Raw genomic sequence first — 21,531 nt, 5'->3', positions numbered from 1 at the left:
GGGCGATTGACCCGGGTCAAGGGCTGGATCAAGGATTTGTGGTGCGGTGCCGGCCCCCGAGGGGGCAAGCCGCCCCGCGCCACCGAACCCCGGAGTAAGGCATGGCCTCCGCTGCCGAGCAGCTCGCCGCGAATCTGAACTTTGGCGTTCTCGCCAAGGCCACCGATCTCAAGAAGCGCATCTGGTTCACCCTGTGGGCCCTGGTCGTCTATCGCCTGGGAACCTGGATTCCCATGCCGGGCGTCGATCCGCAGGTGCTCGGCGACCTGTTCAAGCAGTCGGGCGGCGGCATGCTCGGCATGTTCGACATGCTGGCCGGCGGCGCCCTGAGCCGCATGACCATCTTCGCGCTCAACATCATGCCGTACATCTCGGCCTCCATCATCCTCCAGCTGATGACCACGGTCGTCCCGTCGCTGGAAGCGGTGAAGAAGGAAGGCGAGGCCGGACGCAAGAAGATCAACCAGTACACCCGTTACCTCACCGTGGTCATCGCGGTCATGCAGGCCTACGGCATCGCCGTCGGCCTGGAGAGCATGACCAGCACCCGGGGCAGCGCGGTGATGATGGACAGCTCCCTGCTGTTCCGCTTTTCCACCGTGGTGACGCTGACCGGCGGCACCCTGTTCCTGATGTGGCTGGGCGAGCAGATCACGGCGCGCGGCATCGGGCAGGGCACCTCGCTGATCATCATGGCCGGCATCGTGGCGGAATTGCCGTCGGCCATCGGCAGCACCCTGGAACTGGGCCGCACCGGCGCCATTCCCGTGCTGGTGATCATCGGCATCCTGCTGATGAGCGTCGCGGTCATCGCCTTCATCGTCTACATGGAGCGCGCCCAGCGCCGGATCATCGTCCAGTATCCGAAGCGCCAGGTGGGCAACAAGATGTTCGGCGGCGAGTCCTCGCACCTGCCGCTCAAGGTCAACACCTCGGGCGTCATTCCGCCGATCTTCGCCAGCTCCATCCTGCTGATGCCGGTGACCATCGCCCAGTTCTCGGCGGCCGGCGGGCCGGAATGGCTGACCACCTTCACCGCCCTGATGGGCCGGGGCCAGCCCCTGTACCTGGCGCTGTATCTGGGCCTGATCGTCTTCTTCTCGTTCTTCTATACCGCCGTGGTGTTCAATCCGGTGGATACGGCCGAGAACCTGAAGAAGTATGGTGGCTTCATTCCGGGCATCCGCCCGGGCAAGAACACCTCGGACTATCTCGATTACGTGCTGACCCGCCTCACGGTGGTGGGCGCCGCCTACCTGTCGGCGCTGTCGGTCCTGCCGGAAATCCTGATCAGCAAGTTCGCGGTGCCGTTCTACTTCGGCGGCACCTCGCTGCTGATCGTGGTGTCGGTGACCATGGATACCGTGGCTCAGGTCCAGTCGCATCTGCTTGCGCACCAGTACGAGGGACTCATCAAGAAGTCCCGGCTGCGCGGGCGGCGTTAACTGCCAAGAAGAAAGAGGGGACATCCGATGAATCTCGTTCTGTTGGGGCCGCCGGGTGGCGGCAAGGGAACCCAGGCCAAGCGTCTTCAGGACAAGTACGGCCTGGTTCAGCTCTCCACCGGCGACATGCTGCGCGCCGCCGTGGCGTCCGGCTCCGAGGTGGGCAAGAAGGCCAAGGCCGTGATGGACGCCGGCCAGCTGGTGTCCGACGAGATCGTCATCGCCATCATCGACGAGCGCCTGGACCAGCCCGACGTGGCCAAGGGCGCCATCTTCGACGGTTTCCCCCGCACCGTGGCCCAGGCCGAGGCCCTCGACGCCATGATGGCCAGGAAGGGCAAGAAGCTGGATTTCGCCATCGAGATCCGCGTGCCCGACGCCTACATCGTCGAGCGCATCACCGGCCGCTACACCTGCGCCAAGTGCGGCGCCGGCTATCACGACAAGTTCCAGCTGCCCAAGATCGCGGGGACCTGCGATTCCTGCGGCGGCACCGAGTTCGCTCGCCGTCCCGACGACAACGTCGAGACCGTGACCAAGCGTCTCGACGCCTATCACGCCCAGACCGCTCCGCTGCTGCCCTATTACGACAAGAAGGGCGCGCTGAAGCTGGTGGACGGCACCATGGACATCGCCGATGTGACCAAGGCCCTGGAAGGGATTCTGGACGCGGCGAAGTAATGTGTTTCTATAGGGCGAGACGGTTGACTCTTGATCGAATCGCCCTATAATCCCGCACCTTCGGTTTCCCCCGTCATGGGCGAGGCCAGGGGCGCGTTTTTGGTTAACGGCTCCGGGTCATCTTGTGGCGCGGTCTTTTATCTGGTGAAGGAGTAACCAGCTTTGGCTCGTATCGCTGGCGTCAATATTCCGACGAACAAGCGCGTTCTGATCGCGCTGACCTACATTCATGGCATCGGCCGCGCCAAGGCGGCGGAGATCACCACCTCGCTGGGGATTCCCGCCGAGCGTCGCGTCAATCAGCTGACCGACGACGAAGTGCTCAAGATCCGTGAGCTCATCGACCGTGACTACCAGGTCGAAGGCGACCTGCGTCGTGCGGTGGCCATGAACATCAAGCGTCTGATGGACCTGGGCTGCTATCGCGGTCTGCGTCATCGCCGCGGCCTGCCGGTTCACGGTCAGCGGACCCACACCAATGCCCGTACCCGCAAGGGTCCGGCCAAGCCGATTGCCGGCAAGAAGAAAGTTACCAAGTAAGGAACACCTCCGATGGCTAAGCCCGCTGCTGCCGCGCGTCCTCGTCGCCGCGAGCGCAAGAACATCACCTCGGGCGTGGCGCATGTGAATGCCACGTTCAACAACACCATGATCACCATCACCGATGCCCAGGGTAACACCATTTCCTGGTCCTCGGCCGGCATGCAGGGCTTCAAGGGCTCGCGCAAGTCGACTCCGTACGCCGCCCAGGTGGCTGCCGAAGATGCGGGCCGCAAGGCGTCCGAGCACGGCATGCGCACCCTGGAGGTCGAGGTGAAGGGTCCTGGTGCCGGTCGCGAGTCCGCTCTGCGCGCTCTGCAGGCCGTGGGCTTCCAGATCACGTCGATCCGCGACGTCACGCCGATCCCGCACAACGGGTGCCGGCCGCGCAAGCGCCGTCGCGTCTGATCGGGTTTCCTTGGATCGGGATGCCGCCGGCTTCCTCGGCTAGGAGGAGGTTCGGCGGCGTGCCCGTTTTCGTTTTCCTTTGTTCAGCATGAGGTCACGCTCGTGATTCAGAAGAACTGGCAGGAACTGATTAAGCCCAACAAGCTCCATGTGGAGCCCGGGGCCGATGCCCAGCGTACCGCGACCGTGGTCGCCGAGCCGCTGGAGCGCGGCTTCGGCATGACGCTGGGCAATTCCCTGCGCCGCGTGCTGCTGTCGTCGCTGCAGGGTGCCGCCGTCACGGCCATCCAGATCGACGGCGTTCTGCACGAATTCTCGTCGATCCCCGGCGTGCGGGAAGATGTCACCGACATCATCCTGAACATCAAGACTCTCGGCCTGCGCATGCACGGCGAGGGCCCGAAGCGCATGCACCTGCGTGCGGTCGGCCCGGGTGAAGTCACCGCCGGCCTGATCGAGGTCGGCCACGACATCGAGATCATGGACCCCGATCTGGTGCTGTGCACCCTGGACGAGGGCGCCAAGCTGAACATCGAGTTCACGGTCGAGACCGGCAAGGGTTACGTCCCGGCCTCGCAGAACCGTCCCGAGGATTCGCCGATCGGCCTCATTCCGATCGACGCCATCTTCTCGCCGGTGCGCAAGGTGGCCTACAAGGTGGAAAACACCCGCGTGGGCCAGGTCACCGACTACGACAAGCTGTCCATGACGGTGGAGACCAACGGCGCGGTCACGCCGGATGACGCGGTGGCCCTGGCCGCCCGCATCCTGCAGGACCAGCTGCAGCTGTTCATCAACTTCGAGGAGCCCACCGCGGTCGTCGAGGAAGAGAAGAAGGACGAACTGCCCTTCAACAAGAACCTGCTGCGCAAGGTGGACGAGCTGGAACTGTCGGTCCGTTCGGCCAACTGCCTGAAGAACGACAACATCATCTACATCGGCGATCTGGTCCAGAAGACCGAGGCCGAGATGCTGCGCACTCCCAATTTCGGCCGCAAGTCGCTGAACGAGATCAAGGAAGTGCTGGCGCAGATGGGTCTGCACCTGGGCATGGAAATCGCCAATTGGCCGCCGGAGAACATCGAAGAGCTGGCCAAGAAGCTGGAAGAGCCCTACTAAGTCCTCATCCTTTTTCGTCATGGCCGGGCTTGACCCGGCCATCCCTGGACCCCCGGGTCAAGCCCGGGGGTGACGATTTGAGAGGGATGTTTATCGGACCATCCGGTCCACCCGCCCGTTCTCCCCTGATGGAGGCGACGCGGCAGTCCAATCGGCTTCGCCCGGCGAGGCCAAGCGACGAGGAGAGTTGTTATGCGTCATGGTATGTCCGGCCGTAAGCTGAACCGCGACAAGTCGGCCCGTAAGGCCCTGTTCGTCAGCTTGTCCAACGCCCTCTTGAAGCACGAGCAGATCAAGACCACCCTGCCCAAGGCCAAGGACCTGCGTCCGGTGGTCGAGAAGCTGATCACCCTGGGCAAGCGCGGCGACCTGCACGCCCGCCGTCAGGCCTATGCCTTCCTGCGCGACGACAAGGTGGTCGCCAAGCTGTTCGCCGTGATCGGCGAGCGCTACAAGACCCGCAACGGTGGCTACACCCGCGTGCTGAAGGCCGGCTTCCGTTACGGCGATTGCGCCCCCATGGCCATCATCGAGCTGGTTGACCGCGATCCGGCCGCCAAGGGCACCGATTCCGGCCCCACCGCCGACAAGAAGGCCGATGCCGACGAGGAATAAGCCTCCTCCGTCGTGGCTGAGATGACGAAGGGGCCGTCCCGGGAGGGACGGCCCCTTTCGCGTGACAGGGCCGGAGCGGCGGAGTACCAATGACCAAACCTTTCGGAGCGGCGCGATGACCTTCGAGGAGTTCATTCAACATGGTGTCGGCCTCGCCCGTCAGGGGGACTTCCCGGGGGCGCTGACGGCATTCCAGGGGGCGGAGGCGCTCCGGCCCCGGGACCCGCTGCCGCGCAATCTCATGGGCAAGGTCTATCTGGCCTGCGGCCGCGACCAGGACGGCATCGAGGCGATGGTCGAGGCGGTGCGCCGCGATCCCCAGGCGGATCTGCTGTTCGATCTGGTCCACGCCCTGTCCCATCTCCACGCCCATGCCGACGTGGAACGGGTCTGCGCCCATCACGAGGCTCAGATCGCCGGCGACTGGCGCTTTCTGCCCTATCGCGGCATGGCCCAACTGCAGACCAGGAAGTTCCAGGCCGCCATCGACACACTGACGCTGGCCCAGGCGGGCGATCCCGACAACCCGGCCCATTGCCACAACCTGTCCATGGCCCTTCTGGGCGGCGGGCGGGCGGAGGAGGCGGTGGAGTGCTTCGGCCGGCTGCTCCCCGATTGGGACGGCACCGCCGGGGAGGCCACCACGGTGGAGCGGCTCGACGCCATCGCCGACGGCTACGACGGCAACGACCTGCACAATTTCTTCAGCGACCGCATGCTGCGCCTCTATCAGGAGACCTTCCCCGGCCGAAGGCTGCGCCGCGTGCTGGAACTGGGCACCGGGACCGGCCTGCTGGCCGCCAAGCTGCCGGCTTCCGCCAGTTCGGTGACCGGCATCGAGCGGTCACCGGCCATGCTGGTCCAGGCTCGGGCCCGCAACACCTACGACACCCTGGTCGAAGGCTGCCTGCCCGATGCGCTGGCCGGCATCGACGGCCCGTTCGAGACCATCTTCGCCTCCTGCGTGCTGTACTACTTCGCCGATCTGCGGCCGTTCTTCGTCCAGGCCGCCCGCTTGCTCGAGGCGGACGGAGCGTTCCTGTTCTCGGTGGATCCCCTGGGCGATCCCCGCCGGATCGCCGTGACCAAGCCGGGCGAATACGCCCACAGCCGCGCCTATCTTCGCCGGCTGGCCGCCGAGACCGGATTTCGCGAGGCGGCCATCGAGATCGACCGCCACCGTGGCCCGCCCGGCTTCTGGTGCGCCTTCAGGAAGGGGTGAACAGCCCGAGGAAGCGGGCGGCGGCCTCGATGTCGGCCTTCAGCGCCGCCCGGCGGTCGGCGGCCTCCCAATCCTCGCCCCATTGCTCGATCTGGTAGGTTTCGTCCACCTGCGAAGCCTGGAAGGCCGCCTCGGCGTCCAGGCGCCCCTCGGTGAGGGCGAGGCCGAGAATCAGCGAGCCCATGGCCGATGTGGCCGATTGCAGCGCGGTCAGGCGCCAGTCGTCATAGGCCTCCACCCGAATCCGCAGGGCGGCCAGCGAGGCCTCGGGCTGGGGCAGGGCGGTCAGCCCGGTGGTGACGGCGAGGGGCGCGTCCAGCACCTGGGCCGCCCAATCCAGCAGCGGCTGCCAGGCGGCGCTCTGGCGCGCCACCAGATCGGCGGGCGTTTCGGCGCGATAGCACAGCAGGTCGGTGCCGGCGTAGTTCATCAGTTGCTGGACCATGTGGGGACGCTCGGGGCCGACGCGGTCGAGAGCGGTGCTGGCCAGCTGGGTCATGGGCATGGTGGAGGGCAGCACCATGTCGCCCTGGTCGCGCCACTCGCCGGCGATGGCCTCGGCCAGGGCGAGGGCGGGGACGGCCAGGGGGCGGGCGCCCGGGGTCTTGATCGCCTTGCCGTCCAGCAGGATGGCGAAGCCGCCGTCACGGGGGGTGACCGCCGATTCCTTGTAGAAGCGCTTGATGGACTTGAGCACGGGAACGAAGCCTTCTCGGATGGTGTGTTGCTTTAACGGGGAAGGCGGCGGGCCTGGGCCGTGCGGCAGGGGGCGGCGTCGGCGGCGCCCTTGCCCGCTCCTTCCGGCGTGACCACCGGATTTCCCAGCATGCCCTTGACCTTCAGCGGCGGGGCGCTCCGGCTGACGACCGTGACGTCCAGGGCCTCGGTCCGCAGATCGATGCTGCCCATGGCCATGGCGGCGGCGGCGGCGGTCTCGGCGCCCAGGCCCTTGTCCAGGCCGATCAGCCCGGCCTTGACCGGCAGGCGGGCCACCAGGCAGCGCAGGCGCAGCCCCTCGGCCTCCTGGGCGCGCGGGTCGATGTCGCGGGCCAGCCGGGCGGCCAGATCGCCGCCGGCCTTGCCGGTCAGCACGGTCTCGCCCAGGGCCAGGGACAGGCTGCCCTCGGCGCTGCCGGCAAGATTGCGCGGATTGGTGCCCTGGGCCTTGAGGTCGACGGCGAAATCGGCCTTGGCCCCCTTCAGGGCGCCGCCGGTCAGCAAGGCGGGGTCGGCGGCGGCGGCGGACAGGCGCAGCGTCAGAAGCGGCGTCCGGGCGGCGGCGTCCAGCTTCATCTCCCCCGCGAGCCGTCCCTCGCCCGCCCGGGCGGTGAACCCGGTCAGCGCCAGACGGCCGGCGGCCATGTTGAGTTCGACGGCGGCATCGGACAGGGTGACCGGTCCCCAGGGCAGCCGGGTGGCGGCCAGCGACAGCGAGGCATCCATGTCGCGGACCAGATCGAGGAGCAGAGGGTCGGTGCCCAGGATGCGGCCGTCATCGATGGGGATGGCCGGCCGCTGTGGCTGCGAGGCCTGGGCCGGCGGCCCGCCGCGCGGCGGCGGCAGCGAGAAGTCGCCCGGATTGAGCAGGGCGGCGCCCAGCCGGCCGTAGAGGCGGGGACGGGGCGTCAGCACCAGGGACAGTTCCCCGGCCAGATCACTGCGGCCCAGGGTGCTCTTCAGGCCGGTGAGGCGCCAGCCGCCCTCGATGTCGGTCAGGCGGGCCGACAGCTTGACCGGCCCGGCGTTGGGCAGGTCCAGGCCCAGGCCCAGCAGGCGCGTCGCGCCGGCCAGGGAATCCGCCTCCAGGCCGAAGGCCAGATCGACGCCGGCCGGGCCGGTGGCATCGGCCACATGACCCTTGGCGGTGATCAGCAGGGATTCCCGGCGGCCGATGATGGCGTCGATATCGGCCAGCGCCAGGGGGCCGGCGGAATCGGAGAGGCGGGCGGCCAGCTTGAAGGGGCCGAAGGTCCGGCTGGGCGGCGTGCCGGGGCGCAGGCGCAGCAATTCGGCCAGTTCCTCGCCCTGGGCGCGGATGTCGAACTCCAGCCCCTTGGCGGCCAGGGGCGATGCCATGGTGCCGCGCAGGGTCAGGGTGGCGCCGCCCAGGGTGCCCTTGAACTGGACGGGATAGGGCTTGGCGCCGGCCAGGGCCGACAGTGGGCCGACCACGCCGGTCAGGTCGAAGCCCTTGTCCTGCCAGCGGCCGTTCACCTGCAGCGACAGGGGGCCGCCGGCCTCGCTTTCCGGACGGATCGTCGCCTTGGCCACCTGGACGGTGCCGCCGCTCCAGCGGATGGCGGCGTCCTCGATTCCCACCTCGGACAGGGCGAGGCGGGTCAGCGGAGCGCCGGCCGGCGGAGCGGTGACGTCCGGCGGCGTCATCCGGCCCAGCCGAGACAGGTTCTGGGCGTGCAGCACCGGACGGAAGAGGCCGAGGCTTTCGAGGCGCAACTGGCGGAGCGCCAGCGGCACCAGGGCGACGCGTGCCTCGATGCGGTCGATGTAGAGGATTTCCGCTCCCTTGCCGGCGGAGAGGGTCACGCCGGTGAAGCTGAGCACCGGCGACGGCCCCAGCTTCAGCTTGGTGGCCCCGGCGAAGGTGAGGTCGAGGCCGGTGGCCTCCCGGACCCGTTCGGCGAGGAAGGCGTTGTAGACGTCGGATTTGAGGGATTTGCCGGCCGCGATCACCGCGACCACCAGAACCAGGATCAGACCGGCGACGATCCTGGCGATCGTGCCTGGCTTCATGCCCCGTCCCCGGACTTGTCTCCGGTCAGCGCGTCCAGCACCTCGGTCAGGTTGTCGAAGGTGTCGAGCACCACCTGGGCGCCGGCCCGCTGCAGCTCGTCCAGGGAATGGTAGCCCCAAGACACGCCGACGGCGGCGGTGCGGGCGGCGGCGGCCATGGCCATGTCGTAGGCGGTGTCGCCGATCATGACGATCTCGCCCGGCTCCAGCCCGCAATCGGCGGCGGCGCGGCGCAGCATGGCCGGGTTGGGCTTGCTGGGGTTGTCGTCGGCGGTCTGGATGGTGACGAAGCGGCCCTTGAGATCGTGGGCCTCCAGCAGGGAATCGACGCCGCGTCGCGACTTGCCGGTGGCCAGACCCAGCAGCCAGCCCTCGCCCTCCAGGCGGTCGAGGGCCTCCTTCACGCCGGGAAACAGCGGTTCCATGGTGTCGGGCAGCAGGCGCATGGCGCGGAAGGCTTCCTTGTAGGCATCGGCTACGGCGCGGTGAACGGTGGGGTTGGCCCAGGGCAGCAGCACCGCGCAGGCGTCCACCAGGGACAGGCCGATGATGCGGCGGACCTGCTCGGGCCGGGGGATGCCCAGGTTCAAGTTGCCCCACGCCTCGGTCATGGCCGAGACGATGTTGTGCTGGCTGTCCACCAGGGTGCCGTCCACATCGAAGACGGCAAGGCGCAGATGGGACATCGGACTCCGGCGCGCTGCTCGTATTTTTCGTGGGGTTATCTTACCCCATCGGGCCTCGGCAACCAACCGCCGGAATGCGGCGGAACGATGAAGGATTCTATTCTTCCTCGAAGGCGGCGAAAGGCGGGCCGGACTCGCCCTCGGTGAAGCCGAAGAAGTCGAAGCTGGCCTTGATGTGGGGCGGCAGCGGCGCCACCACTTCCAGCGGTCGCCCGGTGCGCGGATGGGGCAGCCGCACGGCGCGGGCGTGCAGGTGCAGCTTGCGCGACACGCCGGTGCCCTCGATCAGGGCCTCCTTGCCGCCATACTTGCCGTCGCCCATGATCGGCGTGCCCAGCAGCAGGCAATGGGCGCGCAGCTGGTGGGTGCGTCCGGTGCGGGGCTCCATCTCCAGCCAGGCGGCCCGCTTCAGGGTGGAATCCACCACCCGGTAATAGGTGACGGCGTGCTTGCCGTCCTCCTTGTCCACCGCCACCTTCTCGCCGGCCTTGCCGGGCAGCTTGGCCAGCGGCGCGTCGATGCGGCCCTGGGGATAGCGCGGCACGCCGGCCACCAGCGCCCAGTAGCACTTGCGCGCCGAGCGGCTCTTGAAGGCGGCGGCCAGCTTGGCGGTGGCGTTGGCGGTGCGGCCCAGCAGCAGCACGCCCGAGGTGTCCTTGTCCAGGCGGTGGACCAGCTTGGGCCGGCCCGCCCCGAAGCTCAGCGCGTCCAGCCAGGCGTCCAGGTGCTTGTCGGCCATGCCGGTGCCGCCCTGCACCGCCAGTCCCGCCGGCTTGTTCAGCGCGATGACGTCGTCGTCCATGTAAAGGACGGCGTCTTTGAGCATGCGCGCCGTCTTGTCGTCCACCGGAACGGGCTTGGCCTCGCGCGGCGGCGCCTCGGCGGCGGGCTGGGGCGGCACGCGGATCGCCTGTCCGGCTTCCAGGCGCTGGTTGGACTTGGCGCGCTTGCCGTCCACCCGGACGTTGCCGGCGCGCAGCCACTTTTCCAGCAGCCCGTGGCCGATGGCGGGAAAGTGGCGCTTGAACCAACGGTCGAGGCGGATGTCGGCCTCGTCCTCGGTGACGGTCAGGGTCTGGACTTCGCTCATGGGGCGGACCCTAGCGGCGGGATGGGGGAGGGCACAACAGAAACTTTTCCCCCTTTTCCCACCGTCACGCTGGGAAATTTCATTAGCAGCCTTGAATACGTAAAGTAACGTACCATTCTAAAGGCTTGGGCAATTTATGTCGTAGGGCGTGGATAATTGTGCAAGGATTCCATCCTGCCCGAATGACGTGCGGCCAGAGGGAGAGCGACGATGCGTGACAATGGACCGATCACCAACCGCGAGGTGGAACTGAAGGACGGCGACATGCTGGTGTCGCGCACCGACGCGGGCGGGCGCATCACCTTCGTCAACAAGGCCTTCATCGACATCAGCGGCTTCACCGAGCAGGAATTGCTGGGCTCGCCCCACAATCTGGTGCGCCATCCCCACATGCCCAAGGAGGCCTTCGCCGATCTGTGGGCCGCCATCAAGGCCGGGCGGCCGTGGGAAGGCTATGTCAAGAACCGGGCCAAGAACGGCGACCATTACTGGGTCCGGGCCAATGTGACGCCCATCATGGAGAACGGCCAGATCGCCGGCTACGTCTCCATCCGCTCAAAGCCGTCCCGCGCCCAGGTCAACGCCGCCGAGCAGGCCTATCAGCTGTTCCGCGAAGGAAAGGCCCAGGGTCTGGCCATCCGGGACGGGCGGGTTATCTCCACCGGGCTGGCCGGCCGGCTGGCCGTACTGAAGAATTCCATCGCCGGCCGGCTGGGCGGCGTCATGGCCGTGCTGGGTATTCTGATGCTGATCGTCGGTGGTCTGGGCATCAACGGCGTGCGGAGCATGGGCAACGATCTGCGGGTGGTTTACAAGGAAAACACCACGGCCGCCATCGAGCTGGCCGAGATCGTCGATCTGCTGCAGGAGAATTACCGGCAAGTCGCCACCATCGAGTTGCAGATGCTGACCAATCAGCATTGGCGGCCGGTGGCCGAGCGTCTCGCCGCCATCGAGGCCAACGCCGCCACCATCGACAAGAAGTGGCAGCAGTATTCCGAGGGCTCCCATCCCGACGAGGAGAAGGCGCTGATCGACAGGTTCACGACGACGCGGTCGGCCTTCCGGGACCAGGGGCTTGTTCCCGCCATGGACATGGCGCGCAGGAACGATGCCGCCGCTCTCGCCCGGCATTTCGGCGAGACCATGCGGCCCCTCTTCAACGCGACCCATGCCGCGCTCAAGGATCTCATCGCCTTCCAGAACAGGGATGCGGGCAAGACCTTCGCCCTGGCCGAGCAGCACGTGTCGTCCCTGACCATGATGGTGGCCGCCGCCCTTGTGGCCGCTCTCGTCCTGGGCTTCGTCCTGGCGGTGTGGATCCTGGGCGGCATCCGCAGGCCCATGATGGCCATGGAACGCCATTTCGACGCCATCGCCGCCGGCAATCAGGCCCACGAGATTCCGGTGGCCGACGTCCATGAATTCAGCCAGCTGCACGCCCTGCTCCGGGCGCTGAAGGCCAAGATCGGCTATTCCGCCCTGGAAAAGGCCGAACTGGACCGTCAGGCCGAGGAAAGCCGCAAGGCCGAACTGAACCGTGTCGCCAAGTCCCTGGAGGAGCGGGTCAAGGGCGTGGTCGATCTGATCGACGTGTCGTCGGGCTCGCTCTTGGGCAATGCCCAGACCCTGTCGGCCAACGCCCAGCAGACCATGTCCCAGGCCGGCAACGTCACCGCCATGACCGGTCAGGTCACCGCCAACGTCCAGTCGGTCTCGGCCGCGACCCAGGAACTGTCCTCCTCGGTGACCGAGATTTCCCGTCAGGTGGCCCATGCCGCGACCATCTCGGGCGACGCGGTGCGTCAGGCGGGCGAGACCGACCGCATGGTCCGCTCTCTGGCCGAGGCGGCGCAGAAGATCGGCGACGTGGTCAACCTGATCACCGACATCGCCTCCCAGACCAATCTGCTGGCGCTCAACGCCACCATCGAGGCGGCCCGCGCCGGCGAGGCGGGCAAGGGCTTCGCCGTGGTCGCCAACGAGGTCAAGCATCTGGCCAACCAGACCGCCAAGGCCACCGAGGAGATCGGCCAGCAGGTCACCGCCATCCAGACCGAGACCCGTTCGGCGGTGGACGCCATCCGCTCCATCTCGGATACCATCGGCAACATCAGCGAGTTGTCATCGGCCATCGCCGCCGCGGTGGAGGAGCAGGGCGCGGCCACCGCCGAGATCGCCCGCTCGGTGGAACAGGCCGCCCACGGCACCGCCTCGGCCGCCGAGAACGTCCAGGTGGTGTCGGACGCAGCCGAGGAGACCAAGCTGATGTCGGATCAGGTCTACGACGCCGCCAACGGCCTCAAGGGCGCCTCCAACCAGCTGGCCCAGGAGGTGGCGGGCTTCATCAAGGAAATCCGCAGCGCTTAAGGGCGGGCGGGACGCCCGCGCTCCCATTAACCTTTCGGAGCGCGGGCGCCCCGCCCGCAACGTATCGGAAGGCGCTCCTTTCGGAGCGCGGGCATCTTGCCCGCAATCAGGCCCCGGTCTTCTCGGCCGGGGCCTTCTGCTTGGCGGTGGAATGCTCGATGTAGTGCCAGGCGAACAGGGCGGGCAGCCCCATCAGCAGCTCGCGGCCGCGCTTCAGGAGCGAGACCGCCAGGGCGATCTCGGTGGGCAGGCCGAGGACGGCGCCCACCAGCATGTAGCCGCCTTCCTGCAGCCCGATGGCGCCCGGCACCACGAAGGCCACCGAGCGGATGGCGTAGATGATGCTTTCCAGCGCCAGCACCTCGGCCAGCCCCATGGGGTAGCCCAGCAGCCACAGCGCCACCCAGGCCTCGATGGCGCCCGCCGCCCAGGCCAGGATGTGCCAGAACACCGAGCGGGCGAACCGCCGGTGGTCGGAATAGAGCGTCAGCACGGCGGCGTGCACCCCGGCATCGGCCTCGGGGGCGTCCCAGGCATGGGGCATGATCCGGGCCGGCAGGGTCTCCAGGAAGCGCATCACCACCGAGCGCTGCAGCGCCACGAAGATGGCGAGGCCGGGAATGCTGACCCCCAGCGCGATCAGCGCCCAGCGGGTGACCTCGGCCTCGGGGTAGAGGTGCAGCCACAGGGCGACGCCCAGGATGCTGAAGAAGAACTGGGCGATGGCCTCGGCGGTGACGTCCACCATGACGATGGCGGTGGAATCGGCGACGCGGAAGCCGTAGCGGGTCATCAGGCGGATGGCCGCCATCTCGCCCGACAGCGGCAGGATGCCGGCCAGCTCGCCCACTCCGTCCTTGATCCAGCGGGCCACCGAGAACTTCCAGGTGGGAATCTCGTCCTGCAGCAGGCCCCAGGCCACCCCGCACAGCGCCACCGGCAGGACGTGGGTCAGCGCCATCAGCACCACGCCGCCCCATCCGGCGGTCTCGAGCGCGCCGCCCACGTCGCCGAAGCCGTCGCGCATGTACCAGGCCGCGGCGATGATCAGGACGATGACGCCAAGGCGCAGCAGGTTGGCTTTCATCGGCCGGCGGCCTCGGCGGCGAAGGTGGTGAGACGGATACCCAGTTCGGCGACCTTGCGGCGGTTTTCCGGGGCGATCAGGGCCTGGTACTCCTCGTCGATGCGATAGTGGGGCGGCATGGGGCGCGGCGCGCTCCAATGGGCGGTGGCGGGATGGCAGTAGATCTCCGACAGGCCATCGGGCAGCACGTCCAGGAACGAGTTCACCTTGGCGGCGTCCATCTGGCCGGAATCGTTGACGCCGAAGGCCCGCTGGTTGACCAGCAGGCCGCGCGACCGGGCCTTGGCGGCCATGGCGTGGTTGCGCCGCCAGTGGAAGATGCCGTTGAACAGCCGGGTGCCCAGCCGGTCGCCCCGCGCCCGATAGGACAGCAGCGGCGGCTCCCACGGGATGCGGATGCCGGGCGCGCCGTACTCCACCGCCAGATCCAGCACCAGATCGAACACCGTCGGGTGCTGGTGGTAGTGGTGGTGGAAGTCCACATGGGCGAGTTGCAGACCGGTGGCCTTGAACAGCTCGAACTGGGCGCGCATCTCGGCCGTCACCTGCCGCTGGGTGGCCTTCGACAGGAAGATGCGGGTGCCGAGGCGCACCAGGTCCAGGGTGAACATCCCCCGCTGATCCACCAGATCGGGAATCTCGGCGGGAGGCAGGGCGGGAATGCCGTCCACCAGGGTGACGTGCAGGCCGACTCCCAGGGTGGGGAGCCGGCGGGCGCGCTCGACCGCGTCCTCGACCGCGCCCTCGGTGACCATCAGGCTGGCGGCGGTAAGGATGCCGTTGGCGTGGCCGTCCTCCACCGCCCGGTTGACCTCGACGGAACGGCCGAAATCGTCGGCGGTGACGATAAGGCGCCGGGTCATCTGGGCTTGCCGATCAGGTGGAAGATGGCGGGCAGCAGCACGAAGGTGGACAGAACCGTGATGCCCAGCGACAGGAACAGTAGCATGCCCATGGAGGCGGTGCCCAGATGGGGCGACACCGCCAGGCTGCCGAAGGCCACGCCGGTGGTCAGCGCCGAGAACAGCACCGCCCGGGTGGTGGGCGACGACAGGTGATCGACGATTCCGGCCCGCCAGTTGACCACGTAATAGATGTTGAAGGCCACGCCGATGCCCAGCAGCAGCGGCAGGGCGATGACGTTGGCGAAGTTCAGCTCGATGCCGGCCAGACGGGCGGCCACCACCGTGGCCAGCGCCCCCAGCACCAGGGGCGACACCACCAGCACCGAATCCAGCACCCGACGGACCATGAAGCCCAGCAGCAGGCCGATGGCCGCCAGGGCGCCCATGGCGGCGATGGCGAAGGCCCGGATCACCACCTTGCCGGCCTCTTCCATGGAGATGGGGGCGCCGGCCACCTCGGGGGTCACCGCCGAGACGGCGGCGATGAAGCGGCGGCGAAGCGTCTCGTCCTGGATGTCCACCTTGGGCAGAACCTGGACCCGGACCCGTTGGCCGTCGACGGCGATCCATCCCTGCTTCAGCTCGGCCGGCAGGGTGTCGAGGCTGACCGGCTCGGCCTCCAGCGAGCGCCTGATGCTGGACAAGAGGGCCGGCAGGCCGGCGGCGGCCTTCTGGTAATCCTCGGCGGCCCGGGGCCCCTTGGCGGCGACCGCCTTCAGATGCCTGGCCAGGCGCTGCGACGGCGGGTGGTCCGGGGCGGCGGTCTCCAGCTGGCCGGCCAGCCGGGTGATGGCGGCCAGCACGTCGTCGGGCGAGGGCGGGGGCAGAACCTTGGCCGGGTTCAGCGTCGGACCCAGCACCATGGCCACGTCGCCGATCAGGGCCAGCTTCTCGTCCTGGCCCTCGGGAATGAAGGTGGTGACCGTCATCGCCCGGTGGACTTCGGGCAGGCCGGACAGCTTGTCCGCCAGGGCGCGGGCCGCTTCCACCGACGGAGCCAGGGTGTCGAGGTTGTAGACGCCGTTGTCGGGGTCCTTGGCCAGATCCATGAAGGTGGCCACCGCCTCGGCCTTGGGGTCCTGCAGGTGCAGCGGGTCGAAATCCATGGGCACCACCGGCAGCAGCACGGCGCCCACCAGTCCGATGGCGCAGGAAACGGCCACGATGGGCTTGGCATGGCGGCGCAGGGCCGCGTCCGAGGCTTGCAGCGGGAACCCCACCGGCTCCATCTCCGCCGGCGGGTTGACCAGCGCCAGCATGGCCGGCAGCAGGGTGAAATTGACCACGACCGCGATGATCATGCCGGCGCCGGCGATCAGTCCAAGCTGGGACACGCCGGTGTAGTCGGTGGGCATGAACGACAGGAAGCCGACGGCGGTCGCCACCGCCGCCAGGGTCAGCGGCGTCGCCATGGCGCCGGCCGCGCCGCGCGCCGCGCCGTCGGGCGGCATCTCCATGTGGCGCTGGTTGCGGTAGGCGGTGACGAACTGGATGCTGAAATCCACGGCGATGCCGAGGAACATCACCGCGAAGGCCACCGAGATGGGATTGAGGCTGCCCACCGCCCAGGCGGCGAAGGCGGCGGTCCACACCAGCCCGACCACCAGGCAGAGCATGATGGCCCACACCACCCGGGCCGAGCGCACGCCCCAGAACAGCAGCAGCGCCACCCCCAGGAAGGAAAGCGGCGCCGACAGTTCCACCCCCTCGGCCACCGTGGCGAAATTGGCGTCGGCCAGGGCGAGGCCGCCGGTGATGCGCACGCGGTAGCCCTGCTCGGGCACCAGGCCCAGGTCGCGGGCGGTGGCGCGCACCGCCTTGATCAGGTCGGCGGCCGGCTCCAGCGCGCCGTAATCGAGTGCGCCATGGACCATCAGGAAACGGCGCGGCGCGTCCTTGGCCGGGCCGCCCGACATCAGCGCCTGCCAGTCCACCGGCCTGGGCGCCCGGCCGGCGGCGATGGCGGCGGCCGGCGCTTCCAGCTGGGCCAGCAGCGGCTCGATGTCCTTGGGCACCGCCTGACCGTGGCTGATGCCCTGCAGCACCAGATCCACCGCCGACAGCAGGCCGCGCAACGAGGGGTCCTTGGCGATGGAACCCAGCAGCGGCTGCGCCTGGACCAGCCGCTCCACCACCTGCTCCAGCTCGGCGGCGGGCAGGAACAGGAGGCCGTTCTTGCGGAAGTACATTTCCTCGGGCGGCCGGGCGGCATCGTGGACGATGCCCTTGTTGGCCACCGGCAGGGCCTGGGCCAGTCGTTCCACCGCGTCCTCGGCCAGCTCGGCGGTGGGGGCGTCGATGACCACCGCCAGCCGGTCGGTGGAGTGGGGAAAGGCCCGGTCGATGGTCTTTTCCACCTTGCGGTAGGGCAGCTCGGACGAGATCAGTTTGCTCTCGTCGGTGTCCAGCGACAGGTGGGTGGCGGCGTACCAGCCGAACAGAACGGTGGCGGCCAGCGAGACGGCCACCACCGCCCAGGCGTGGCGCCAGCACCAGTCAACCACTCGAACCGCCAAATCGCGAACCATCGTCTTCGGGCTTTCCGGAACCGCCGGGAACAAAGCCGGGAATGTGCCTGGAAGTGGGGGGACAGGGCAAGCGACATCGCTGCATTGCTGGAAATCAGATGTTGCATCCAGGGGCCAAAGGGGAGGAAGAGAGGGAAGCGGCAACACCCGGGACCGACCATGACCACCCCCCTTTCCTTTCCCCGCCGTCCGGCGGCGCCCTTCCTGCCCATGAGCCGGGCCGAGATGGAGGCGCTCGGCTGGGACGAATGCGACGTGGTGCTGGTCACCGGCGACGCCTATGTGGACCATCCCAGCTTCGGCATGGCCATCGTGGGGCGCCTGCTGGAATCCCAGGGCTTTCGCGTGGGAATCATCGCCCAGCCCGACTGGAGCGGGCCTGATCCTTTCCGCGCGCTCGGCCGGCCCCGCCTGTTCTTCGGGGTGACGGCGGGCAACATGGATTCCATGGTCAACCACTACACCTCGGACCGGCGCATCCGCAGCGACGACAATTACACCCCGGGCGGCGAGGGCGGCAGGCGGCCCGACCGCGCCGTCATCGTCTACGCCCAGCGCTGCCGCGAGGCCTTCAAGGACGTCCCGGTGGTGATCGGCGGCATCGAGGCGTCCTTGCGCCGCATCGCCCATTTCGACATCTGGTCGGAAAAGCTGCGGCGCTCGGTGCTGATGGACGCCAAGGCCGACCTGCTGGTGTTCGGCAACGCCGAGCGGGCCATCGTCGAGATCGCCCGCCGGACGGTGGCCGGCGAGGCCCCCAAGGCCATGCGCGATATCCGGGGAACGGTGTTCGTGCGCGACGCCGTGCCCGAGGACTGGCGGGTGGTGGATGCCTCCGACATCGACGTCGCCCAGCCGGCGGTGAAGGGCGACAAGGTGGTGGTGCGCCTGCCGTCCTTCGAGCAGGTGCGGGACGATCCCGTGCTCTACGCCCAGGCGTCGCGGGTGCTGCACCAGGAGAGCAATCCGCTCAACGCCCGGCCGCTGGTCCAGCGCCACGGCGACAAGGAAGTGTGGGTGGCCGAGCCGCCGCTGCCGCTCTCCACTCCCGAGTTGGATGGCGTCTACGACCTGCCCTATGCGCGGGGACCGCATCCCTCCTACGGCGAGGCCAGGATTCCCGCCTGGGAGATGATCCGCTTTTCCATCAACATCGTGCGCGGCTGTTTCGGCGGCTGTTCCTTCTGCTCCATCACCGAGCACGAGGGCCGCATCATCCAGAGCCGCTCCGAGGCCTCCATCGTGCGCGAGATCGCGGAGATCAGGGACAGGACCAAGGGCTTCACCGGCACCATCTCCGATCTGGGCGGGCCCACCGCCAACATGTGGCGGCTGGGCTGCCGCGAGCCCGAGGTGCAGAAGGTCTGCCGGCGGCTGTCCTGCGTCTATCCCGACATCTGCAAGACGCTGGGCACCGACCACGACCCGCTGATCCGGCTTTACCGCGCGGCGCGGGCTGTCCCGGGGGTGAAGCGGGTCAGCATCGGCTCGGGCGTGCGCTACGATCTGGCGGTGACCAGCCCGGCCTATGTGGACGAACTGGTCCGCCACCACGTGGGCGGCTACCTCAAGATCGCCCCCGAGCATACCGAGGACGGGCCGCTTTCCAAGATGATGAAGCCGGGCATCGGCTCCTACGAACGCTTCAGGGAGATGTTCGAGAAGGCGGCGGCCCGGGCGGGCAAGAAGCTCTACCTCATCCCCTATTTCATCGCCGCCCATCCCGGCACCACCGACCGCGACATGCTGAACCTCGCCCTGTGGCTGAAACGGAACGGTTTCCGGCTGGATCAGGTGCAGACCTTCCTGCCGACGCCCATGTCTCTGGCCACCGCCATGTACCACAGCGGCCGCGACCCCATCCGGCCGGTGCGCCGCGAAGGCGAGGAGGTGTTCACCGCCAAGGGGCTGCGGCAGAGGAGGCTGCACAAGGCCTTCCTGCGCTGGCACGATCCCGAGAACTGGCCGATCCTGCGCGAGGTGCTGCAGAAGATGGGGCGCGCCGACCTGATCGGACCGGGCAACCACCAGCTGGTGCCGCGCGGTGGTCAGGCCGCCGGAGGACCGCGTCCGGCGGCGCTGGCCAAGCCTAAGGCGCGATGCACGATTCGGGGAAATAGACGCTGACCGTGGTCCCCTTGCCGGGGGTGGAGCGGATGTCCAGGCTGCCGCCGTGCAGTTCCGCCAGGGATTTGGCCAGGGGCAGGCCCAGCCCGGCGCCCTCGAAGCGGCGGTCGAGGCCGGTATCCACCTGACCGAAGGGCGACAGGGCGATGGCTATGTCGGCCTCGCTCATGCCGATGCCGGTATCGGCCACGTGGAAGGCGACGCCGCCCGAGGTGAGCCTCTCTCCCCTGAGGGTGACCGAGCCGCCCGGCGGCGTGAACTTCACGGCGTTGCCCAGCAGGTTGATCAGGATCTGCTTGCTCCGCCTGGCGTCGATCAGCAGGTGGGGCAAGGTGTCGGGCAGATCCTCGGCCAGCCGGATGTCGCCGGCCTCGGCGCGGGTGCTGACCAGGCGCAGGCAGGAATCGGCCAGCTCGTGCGGATCGACCGGCTCGATGCACAAGGTGAAGGCGCCGATCTCGATGCGCGAGATGTCCAGGATGTCGTTGATCATGGCCAGCAGGTGCTGCCCGGCGGAATTGATGTCCTGGCCGTAGGCGCGGTAGCGCTCGCCCACCGGCCCGAACATCTCGCGCGAGATGATCTCGGAAAAGCCCAGGATGGCGTTCAAGGGCGTGCGCAGCTCGTGGCTCATGGCGGCCAGGAAGTCGGTCTTGGTGCAGTTGGCCGCCTGGGCCAGCGCGGTGGCCTCGCGCAGGCGCTGTTCCGCCTGGTGGCGGTGGGTGACGTCGTGGGCGATGACCATCACCCGGGGAATGCCGTCCTGGTCGATGGGGTAGGGGGTCATGGTGGTTTCGAACCAGCGGCCGTCGCGCTCGTCCTCGAAATAGACGGCGCGACCCTCGAACACCGCCTGCTGGGCGTGGGCGAAGCGCCGTTCAGCCACCCGGGGCGGCATGGAGGTGAAGATGTTGCTGCCGATCATCTCGTCCTTGCCGGCCCCCAGGCCGCGCGCCGCCTCCTCGTTGAGATCGACGATGGTTCCGTCCAGGCGGATCAGCAGGACGATCAGCCCGGGCGCGTCCAGCATGGCCCGCGCCATGGTGGCGGCCTCGCGCAGCGATTCCTCGGCCCGCGCCCGGGCGGTGATGTCGGTGAAGGTGCTGATGAAGCCGCGCCCCGGGATGGGGTTGCCGCGCACCTCGATCACCGTGCCGTCGGGCCGGGTGCGGTCGAAGGCGTGGGGCTCCATCTTGCGGGCCTGCTCGACCCGCTGGTCGGCCAGATCCGCCGGGTTGCCGGGGCCGTACTCGCCGCGCTGGGCGTTGTAGAGCATGAATTCGCGGAAGTTGATGCCCTTGACGTTGAAGCCGGCGGGAATCTGGGTCAGTTCGAAGAAGCCCTTGTTGGCGACCACCAGGTTGAGGTCGTTGTCGAACAGGCAGACGCCCTGGGGCATGTTCTGGACGGTGGCTTCCAGGAATTCGCCGTAGGCGCGGTGGCGCTCCTCGCTTTCCCGCAGGGCCTGGGTGCGGCGCTCGACCATCTGGTCCAGACGGTCGTTGGAAAAGCGCAGGTTCTCGGCCACCTGCCGGTTGACCGTCACGTCCGAGTAGGTGGTGACGAAGCCGCCGCCCGGCAGCGGGTTGCCGATGATGTCCAGGGTGGTGCCGTTGGGCCGGGTCCGTTCGAAGCGATGGGGGCGGAATTCCAGGGCCGATGCCACCCGGGTCGCCACATAGGCCTCGACGTTGCAGTCGCCGTACTCGCCGCGTCGGGCGTTGAAGCGGATGATGTCCTCGAAGCTCAGTCCGTGATGGAGAAAGCCTTCGGGAAAGTCGTGAAGGTCGGCGAAGCGCTGGTTCCACAAGATCAGGCGCAGGTCGCCGGAAAACACGGAAATACCCTGATCAAGACGATCGAGCACGCCCTGCATCATGGTCATGTCGATGTCGCGATCGGGTGGAGCGCCCTCCCGGCCCTCATCCATCATCCAGCGTCCTCCCGGGGGCTGCTT

At 68.2% G+C, this 21,531-nt stretch carries 17 protein-coding genes; 9 read left to right on the top strand and 8 right to left on the bottom strand.

Features of this window, described 5'->3' with window-relative positions:
• Positions 1 to 101 precede the first annotated feature (101 nt).
• The 7 genes from secY (at position 102) to ACV4UZ_RS09920 (ending at position 6,030) form a co-directional block, all read left to right on the top strand.
• On the top strand, positions 102 to 1,445 hold the full coding sequence (gene secY, locus ACV4UZ_RS09950) for a preprotein translocase subunit SecY (RefSeq protein ID WP_491600713.1): 1,344 nt from the start codon (positions 102 to 104) through the stop codon (positions 1,443 to 1,445).
• A 27-nt stretch (positions 1,446 to 1,472) separates the two neighbouring features.
• The gene (locus ACV4UZ_RS09945) at positions 1,473 to 2,126 is read left to right on the top strand and encodes an adenylate kinase (RefSeq protein ID WP_491600712.1); all 654 of its coding nucleotides are present in this window, start codon (positions 1,473 to 1,475) and stop codon (positions 2,124 to 2,126) included.
• 162 nt (positions 2,127 to 2,288) lie between these two features.
• On the top strand, positions 2,289 to 2,666 hold the full coding sequence (gene rpsM, locus ACV4UZ_RS09940; RefSeq protein ID WP_085374952.1) for a 30S ribosomal protein S13: 378 nt from the start codon (positions 2,289 to 2,291) through the stop codon (positions 2,664 to 2,666).
• 12 nt (positions 2,667 to 2,678) lie between these two features.
• Complete coding sequence (gene rpsK / locus ACV4UZ_RS09935; protein ID WP_002725469.1) at positions 2,679 to 3,074, top strand: 30S ribosomal protein S11; 396 nt, start codon at positions 2,679 to 2,681, stop codon at positions 3,072 to 3,074.
• 102 nt (positions 3,075 to 3,176) lie between these two features.
• Positions 3,177 to 4,193, top strand: coding sequence for a DNA-directed RNA polymerase subunit alpha (locus ACV4UZ_RS09930; protein ID WP_085374953.1), 1,017 nt, complete (start codon positions 3,177 to 3,179; stop codon positions 4,191 to 4,193).
• A gap of 192 nt (positions 4,194 to 4,385) precedes the next feature.
• A complete protein-coding gene (gene rplQ / locus ACV4UZ_RS09925) occupies positions 4,386 to 4,808 on the top strand; it encodes a 50S ribosomal protein L17 (protein WP_068433093.1) in 423 nt (140 codons plus the stop codon).
• Positions 4,809 to 4,923: 115 nt separating this feature from the next.
• A complete protein-coding gene (locus ACV4UZ_RS09920) occupies positions 4,924 to 6,030 on the top strand; it encodes a methyltransferase domain-containing protein (RefSeq protein WP_491600711.1) in 1,107 nt (368 codons plus the stop codon).
• On the opposite strand, the gene ACV4UZ_RS09915 is transcribed toward ACV4UZ_RS09920, so the two are convergent.
• From ACV4UZ_RS09915 to ACV4UZ_RS09900, 4 genes are all read right to left on the bottom strand, one after another.
• Positions 6,017 to 6,727, bottom strand: a complete 711-nt coding sequence (locus ACV4UZ_RS09915; protein WP_491600710.1) for an ATP12 family chaperone protein — start codon at positions 6,725 to 6,727, stop codon at positions 6,017 to 6,019. The two genes, ACV4UZ_RS09920 and ACV4UZ_RS09915, sit on opposite strands and share 14 nt — an antisense overlap.
• A 32-nt stretch (positions 6,728 to 6,759) precedes the next feature.
• Entirely contained in the window at positions 6,760 to 8,781 is a 2,022-nt protein-coding gene (locus ACV4UZ_RS09910) for an AsmA family protein (protein WP_491600709.1), read from the bottom strand.
• Complete coding sequence (locus ACV4UZ_RS09905) at positions 8,778 to 9,467, bottom strand: HAD-IA family hydrolase (protein WP_491600708.1); 690 nt, start codon at positions 9,465 to 9,467, stop codon at positions 8,778 to 8,780. Before ACV4UZ_RS09905 ends, ACV4UZ_RS09910 begins: the two co-directional genes overlap by 4 nt.
• Positions 9,468 to 9,564: 97 nt before the next feature.
• Entirely contained in the window at positions 9,565 to 10,557 is a 993-nt protein-coding gene (locus ACV4UZ_RS09900) for an RluA family pseudouridine synthase (RefSeq protein WP_491600707.1), read from the bottom strand.
• A 210-nt stretch (positions 10,558 to 10,767) separates the two neighbouring features.
• Here ACV4UZ_RS09900 and ACV4UZ_RS09895 point away from each other — a divergent pair, with 210 nt between their 5' ends.
• The gene (locus tag ACV4UZ_RS09895) at positions 10,768 to 12,927 is read left to right on the top strand and encodes a methyl-accepting chemotaxis protein (RefSeq protein ID WP_491600706.1); all 2,160 of its coding nucleotides are present in this window, start codon (positions 10,768 to 10,770) and stop codon (positions 12,925 to 12,927) included.
• A gap of 106 nt (positions 12,928 to 13,033) precedes the next feature.
• Here the strand turns inward: ACV4UZ_RS09895 and ACV4UZ_RS09890 are convergent, their stop codons facing one another.
• From ACV4UZ_RS09890 to ACV4UZ_RS09880, 3 genes are read right to left on the bottom strand one after another with little or no spacing between them, the layout of a single operon-like run.
• Positions 13,034 to 14,014 (bottom strand): lysylphosphatidylglycerol synthase domain-containing protein, encoded by a 981-nt coding sequence (locus ACV4UZ_RS09890; protein WP_491600705.1) that lies wholly within the window; start codon positions 14,012 to 14,014, stop codon positions 13,034 to 13,036.
• The gene (gene hpnK / locus ACV4UZ_RS09885) at positions 14,011 to 14,877 is read right to left on the bottom strand and encodes a hopanoid biosynthesis-associated protein HpnK (RefSeq protein WP_491600704.1); all 867 of its coding nucleotides are present in this window, start codon (positions 14,875 to 14,877) and stop codon (positions 14,011 to 14,013) included. Before hpnK ends, ACV4UZ_RS09890 begins: the two co-directional genes overlap by 4 nt.
• Positions 14,874 to 17,423: an MMPL family transporter gene (locus ACV4UZ_RS09880; protein ID WP_491600703.1), complete on the bottom strand. Its 2,550-nt coding sequence runs from the start codon at positions 17,421 to 17,423 to the stop codon at positions 14,874 to 14,876. The genes hpnK and ACV4UZ_RS09880 overlap by 4 nt, the downstream gene beginning before the upstream one ends.
• A 183-nt stretch (positions 17,424 to 17,606) precedes the next feature.
• Here ACV4UZ_RS09880 and ACV4UZ_RS09875 point away from each other — a divergent pair, with 183 nt between their 5' ends.
• A complete protein-coding gene (locus ACV4UZ_RS09875) occupies positions 17,607 to 19,574 on the top strand; it encodes a YgiQ family radical SAM protein (protein ID WP_491600702.1) in 1,968 nt (655 codons plus the stop codon).
• Here ACV4UZ_RS09875 and ACV4UZ_RS09870 read toward each other — a convergent pair.
• Positions 19,537 to 21,507 carry a PAS-domain containing protein gene (locus tag ACV4UZ_RS09870; protein WP_491600701.1) on the bottom strand — a complete coding sequence of 657 codons (1,971 nt, stop codon included), beginning with the start codon at positions 21,505 to 21,507 and terminating at the stop codon, positions 19,537 to 19,539. The two genes, ACV4UZ_RS09875 and ACV4UZ_RS09870, sit on opposite strands and share 38 nt — an antisense overlap.
• Between the last annotated feature and the right edge of the window lie 24 nt (positions 21,508 to 21,531).

This window comes from Paramagnetospirillum sp. (assembly GCF_058402745.1).
This window is presented reverse-complemented; position numbering and strand designations above follow the sequence as displayed.

Excerpts from the sequence above, each read along its gene's own strand:
- secY (WP_491600713.1), top strand. The coding sequence starts at position 102 with ATGGCCTCCGCTGCCGAGCAGCTCGCCGCGAATCTGAACTTTGGCGTT.
- ACV4UZ_RS09945 (WP_491600712.1), top strand. The coding sequence starts at position 1,473 with ATGAATCTCGTTCTGTTGGGGCCGCCGGGTGGCGGCAAGGGAACCCAG.
- rpsK (WP_002725469.1), top strand. The coding sequence starts at position 2,679 with ATGGCTAAGCCCGCTGCTGCCGCGCGTCCTCGTCGCCGCGAGCGCAAG.
- rplQ (WP_068433093.1), top strand. The coding sequence starts at position 4,386 with ATGCGTCATGGTATGTCCGGCCGTAAGCTGAACCGCGACAAGTCGGCC.
- ACV4UZ_RS09920 (WP_491600711.1), top strand. The coding sequence starts at position 4,924 with ATGACCTTCGAGGAGTTCATTCAACATGGTGTCGGCCTCGCCCGTCAG.
- ACV4UZ_RS09910 (WP_491600709.1), bottom strand. The coding sequence starts at position 8,781 with ATGAAGCCAGGCACGATCGCCAGGATCGTCGCCGGTCTGATCCTGGTT.
- ACV4UZ_RS09905 (WP_491600708.1), bottom strand. The coding sequence starts at position 9,467 with ATGTCCCATCTGCGCCTTGCCGTCTTCGATGTGGACGGCACCCTGGTG.
- ACV4UZ_RS09900 (WP_491600707.1), bottom strand. The coding sequence starts at position 10,557 with ATGAGCGAAGTCCAGACCCTGACCGTCACCGAGGACGAGGCCGACATC.
- ACV4UZ_RS09895 (WP_491600706.1), top strand. The coding sequence starts at position 10,768 with ATGCGTGACAATGGACCGATCACCAACCGCGAGGTGGAACTGAAGGAC.
- ACV4UZ_RS09890 (WP_491600705.1), bottom strand. The coding sequence starts at position 14,014 with ATGAAAGCCAACCTGCTGCGCCTTGGCGTCATCGTCCTGATCATCGCC.
- hpnK (WP_491600704.1), bottom strand. The coding sequence starts at position 14,877 with ATGACCCGGCGCCTTATCGTCACCGCCGACGATTTCGGCCGTTCCGTC.
- ACV4UZ_RS09875 (WP_491600702.1), top strand. The coding sequence starts at position 17,607 with ATGACCACCCCCCTTTCCTTTCCCCGCCGTCCGGCGGCGCCCTTCCTG.
- ACV4UZ_RS09870 (WP_491600701.1), bottom strand. The coding sequence starts at position 21,507 with ATGATGGATGAGGGCCGGGAGGGCGCTCCACCCGATCGCGACATCGAC.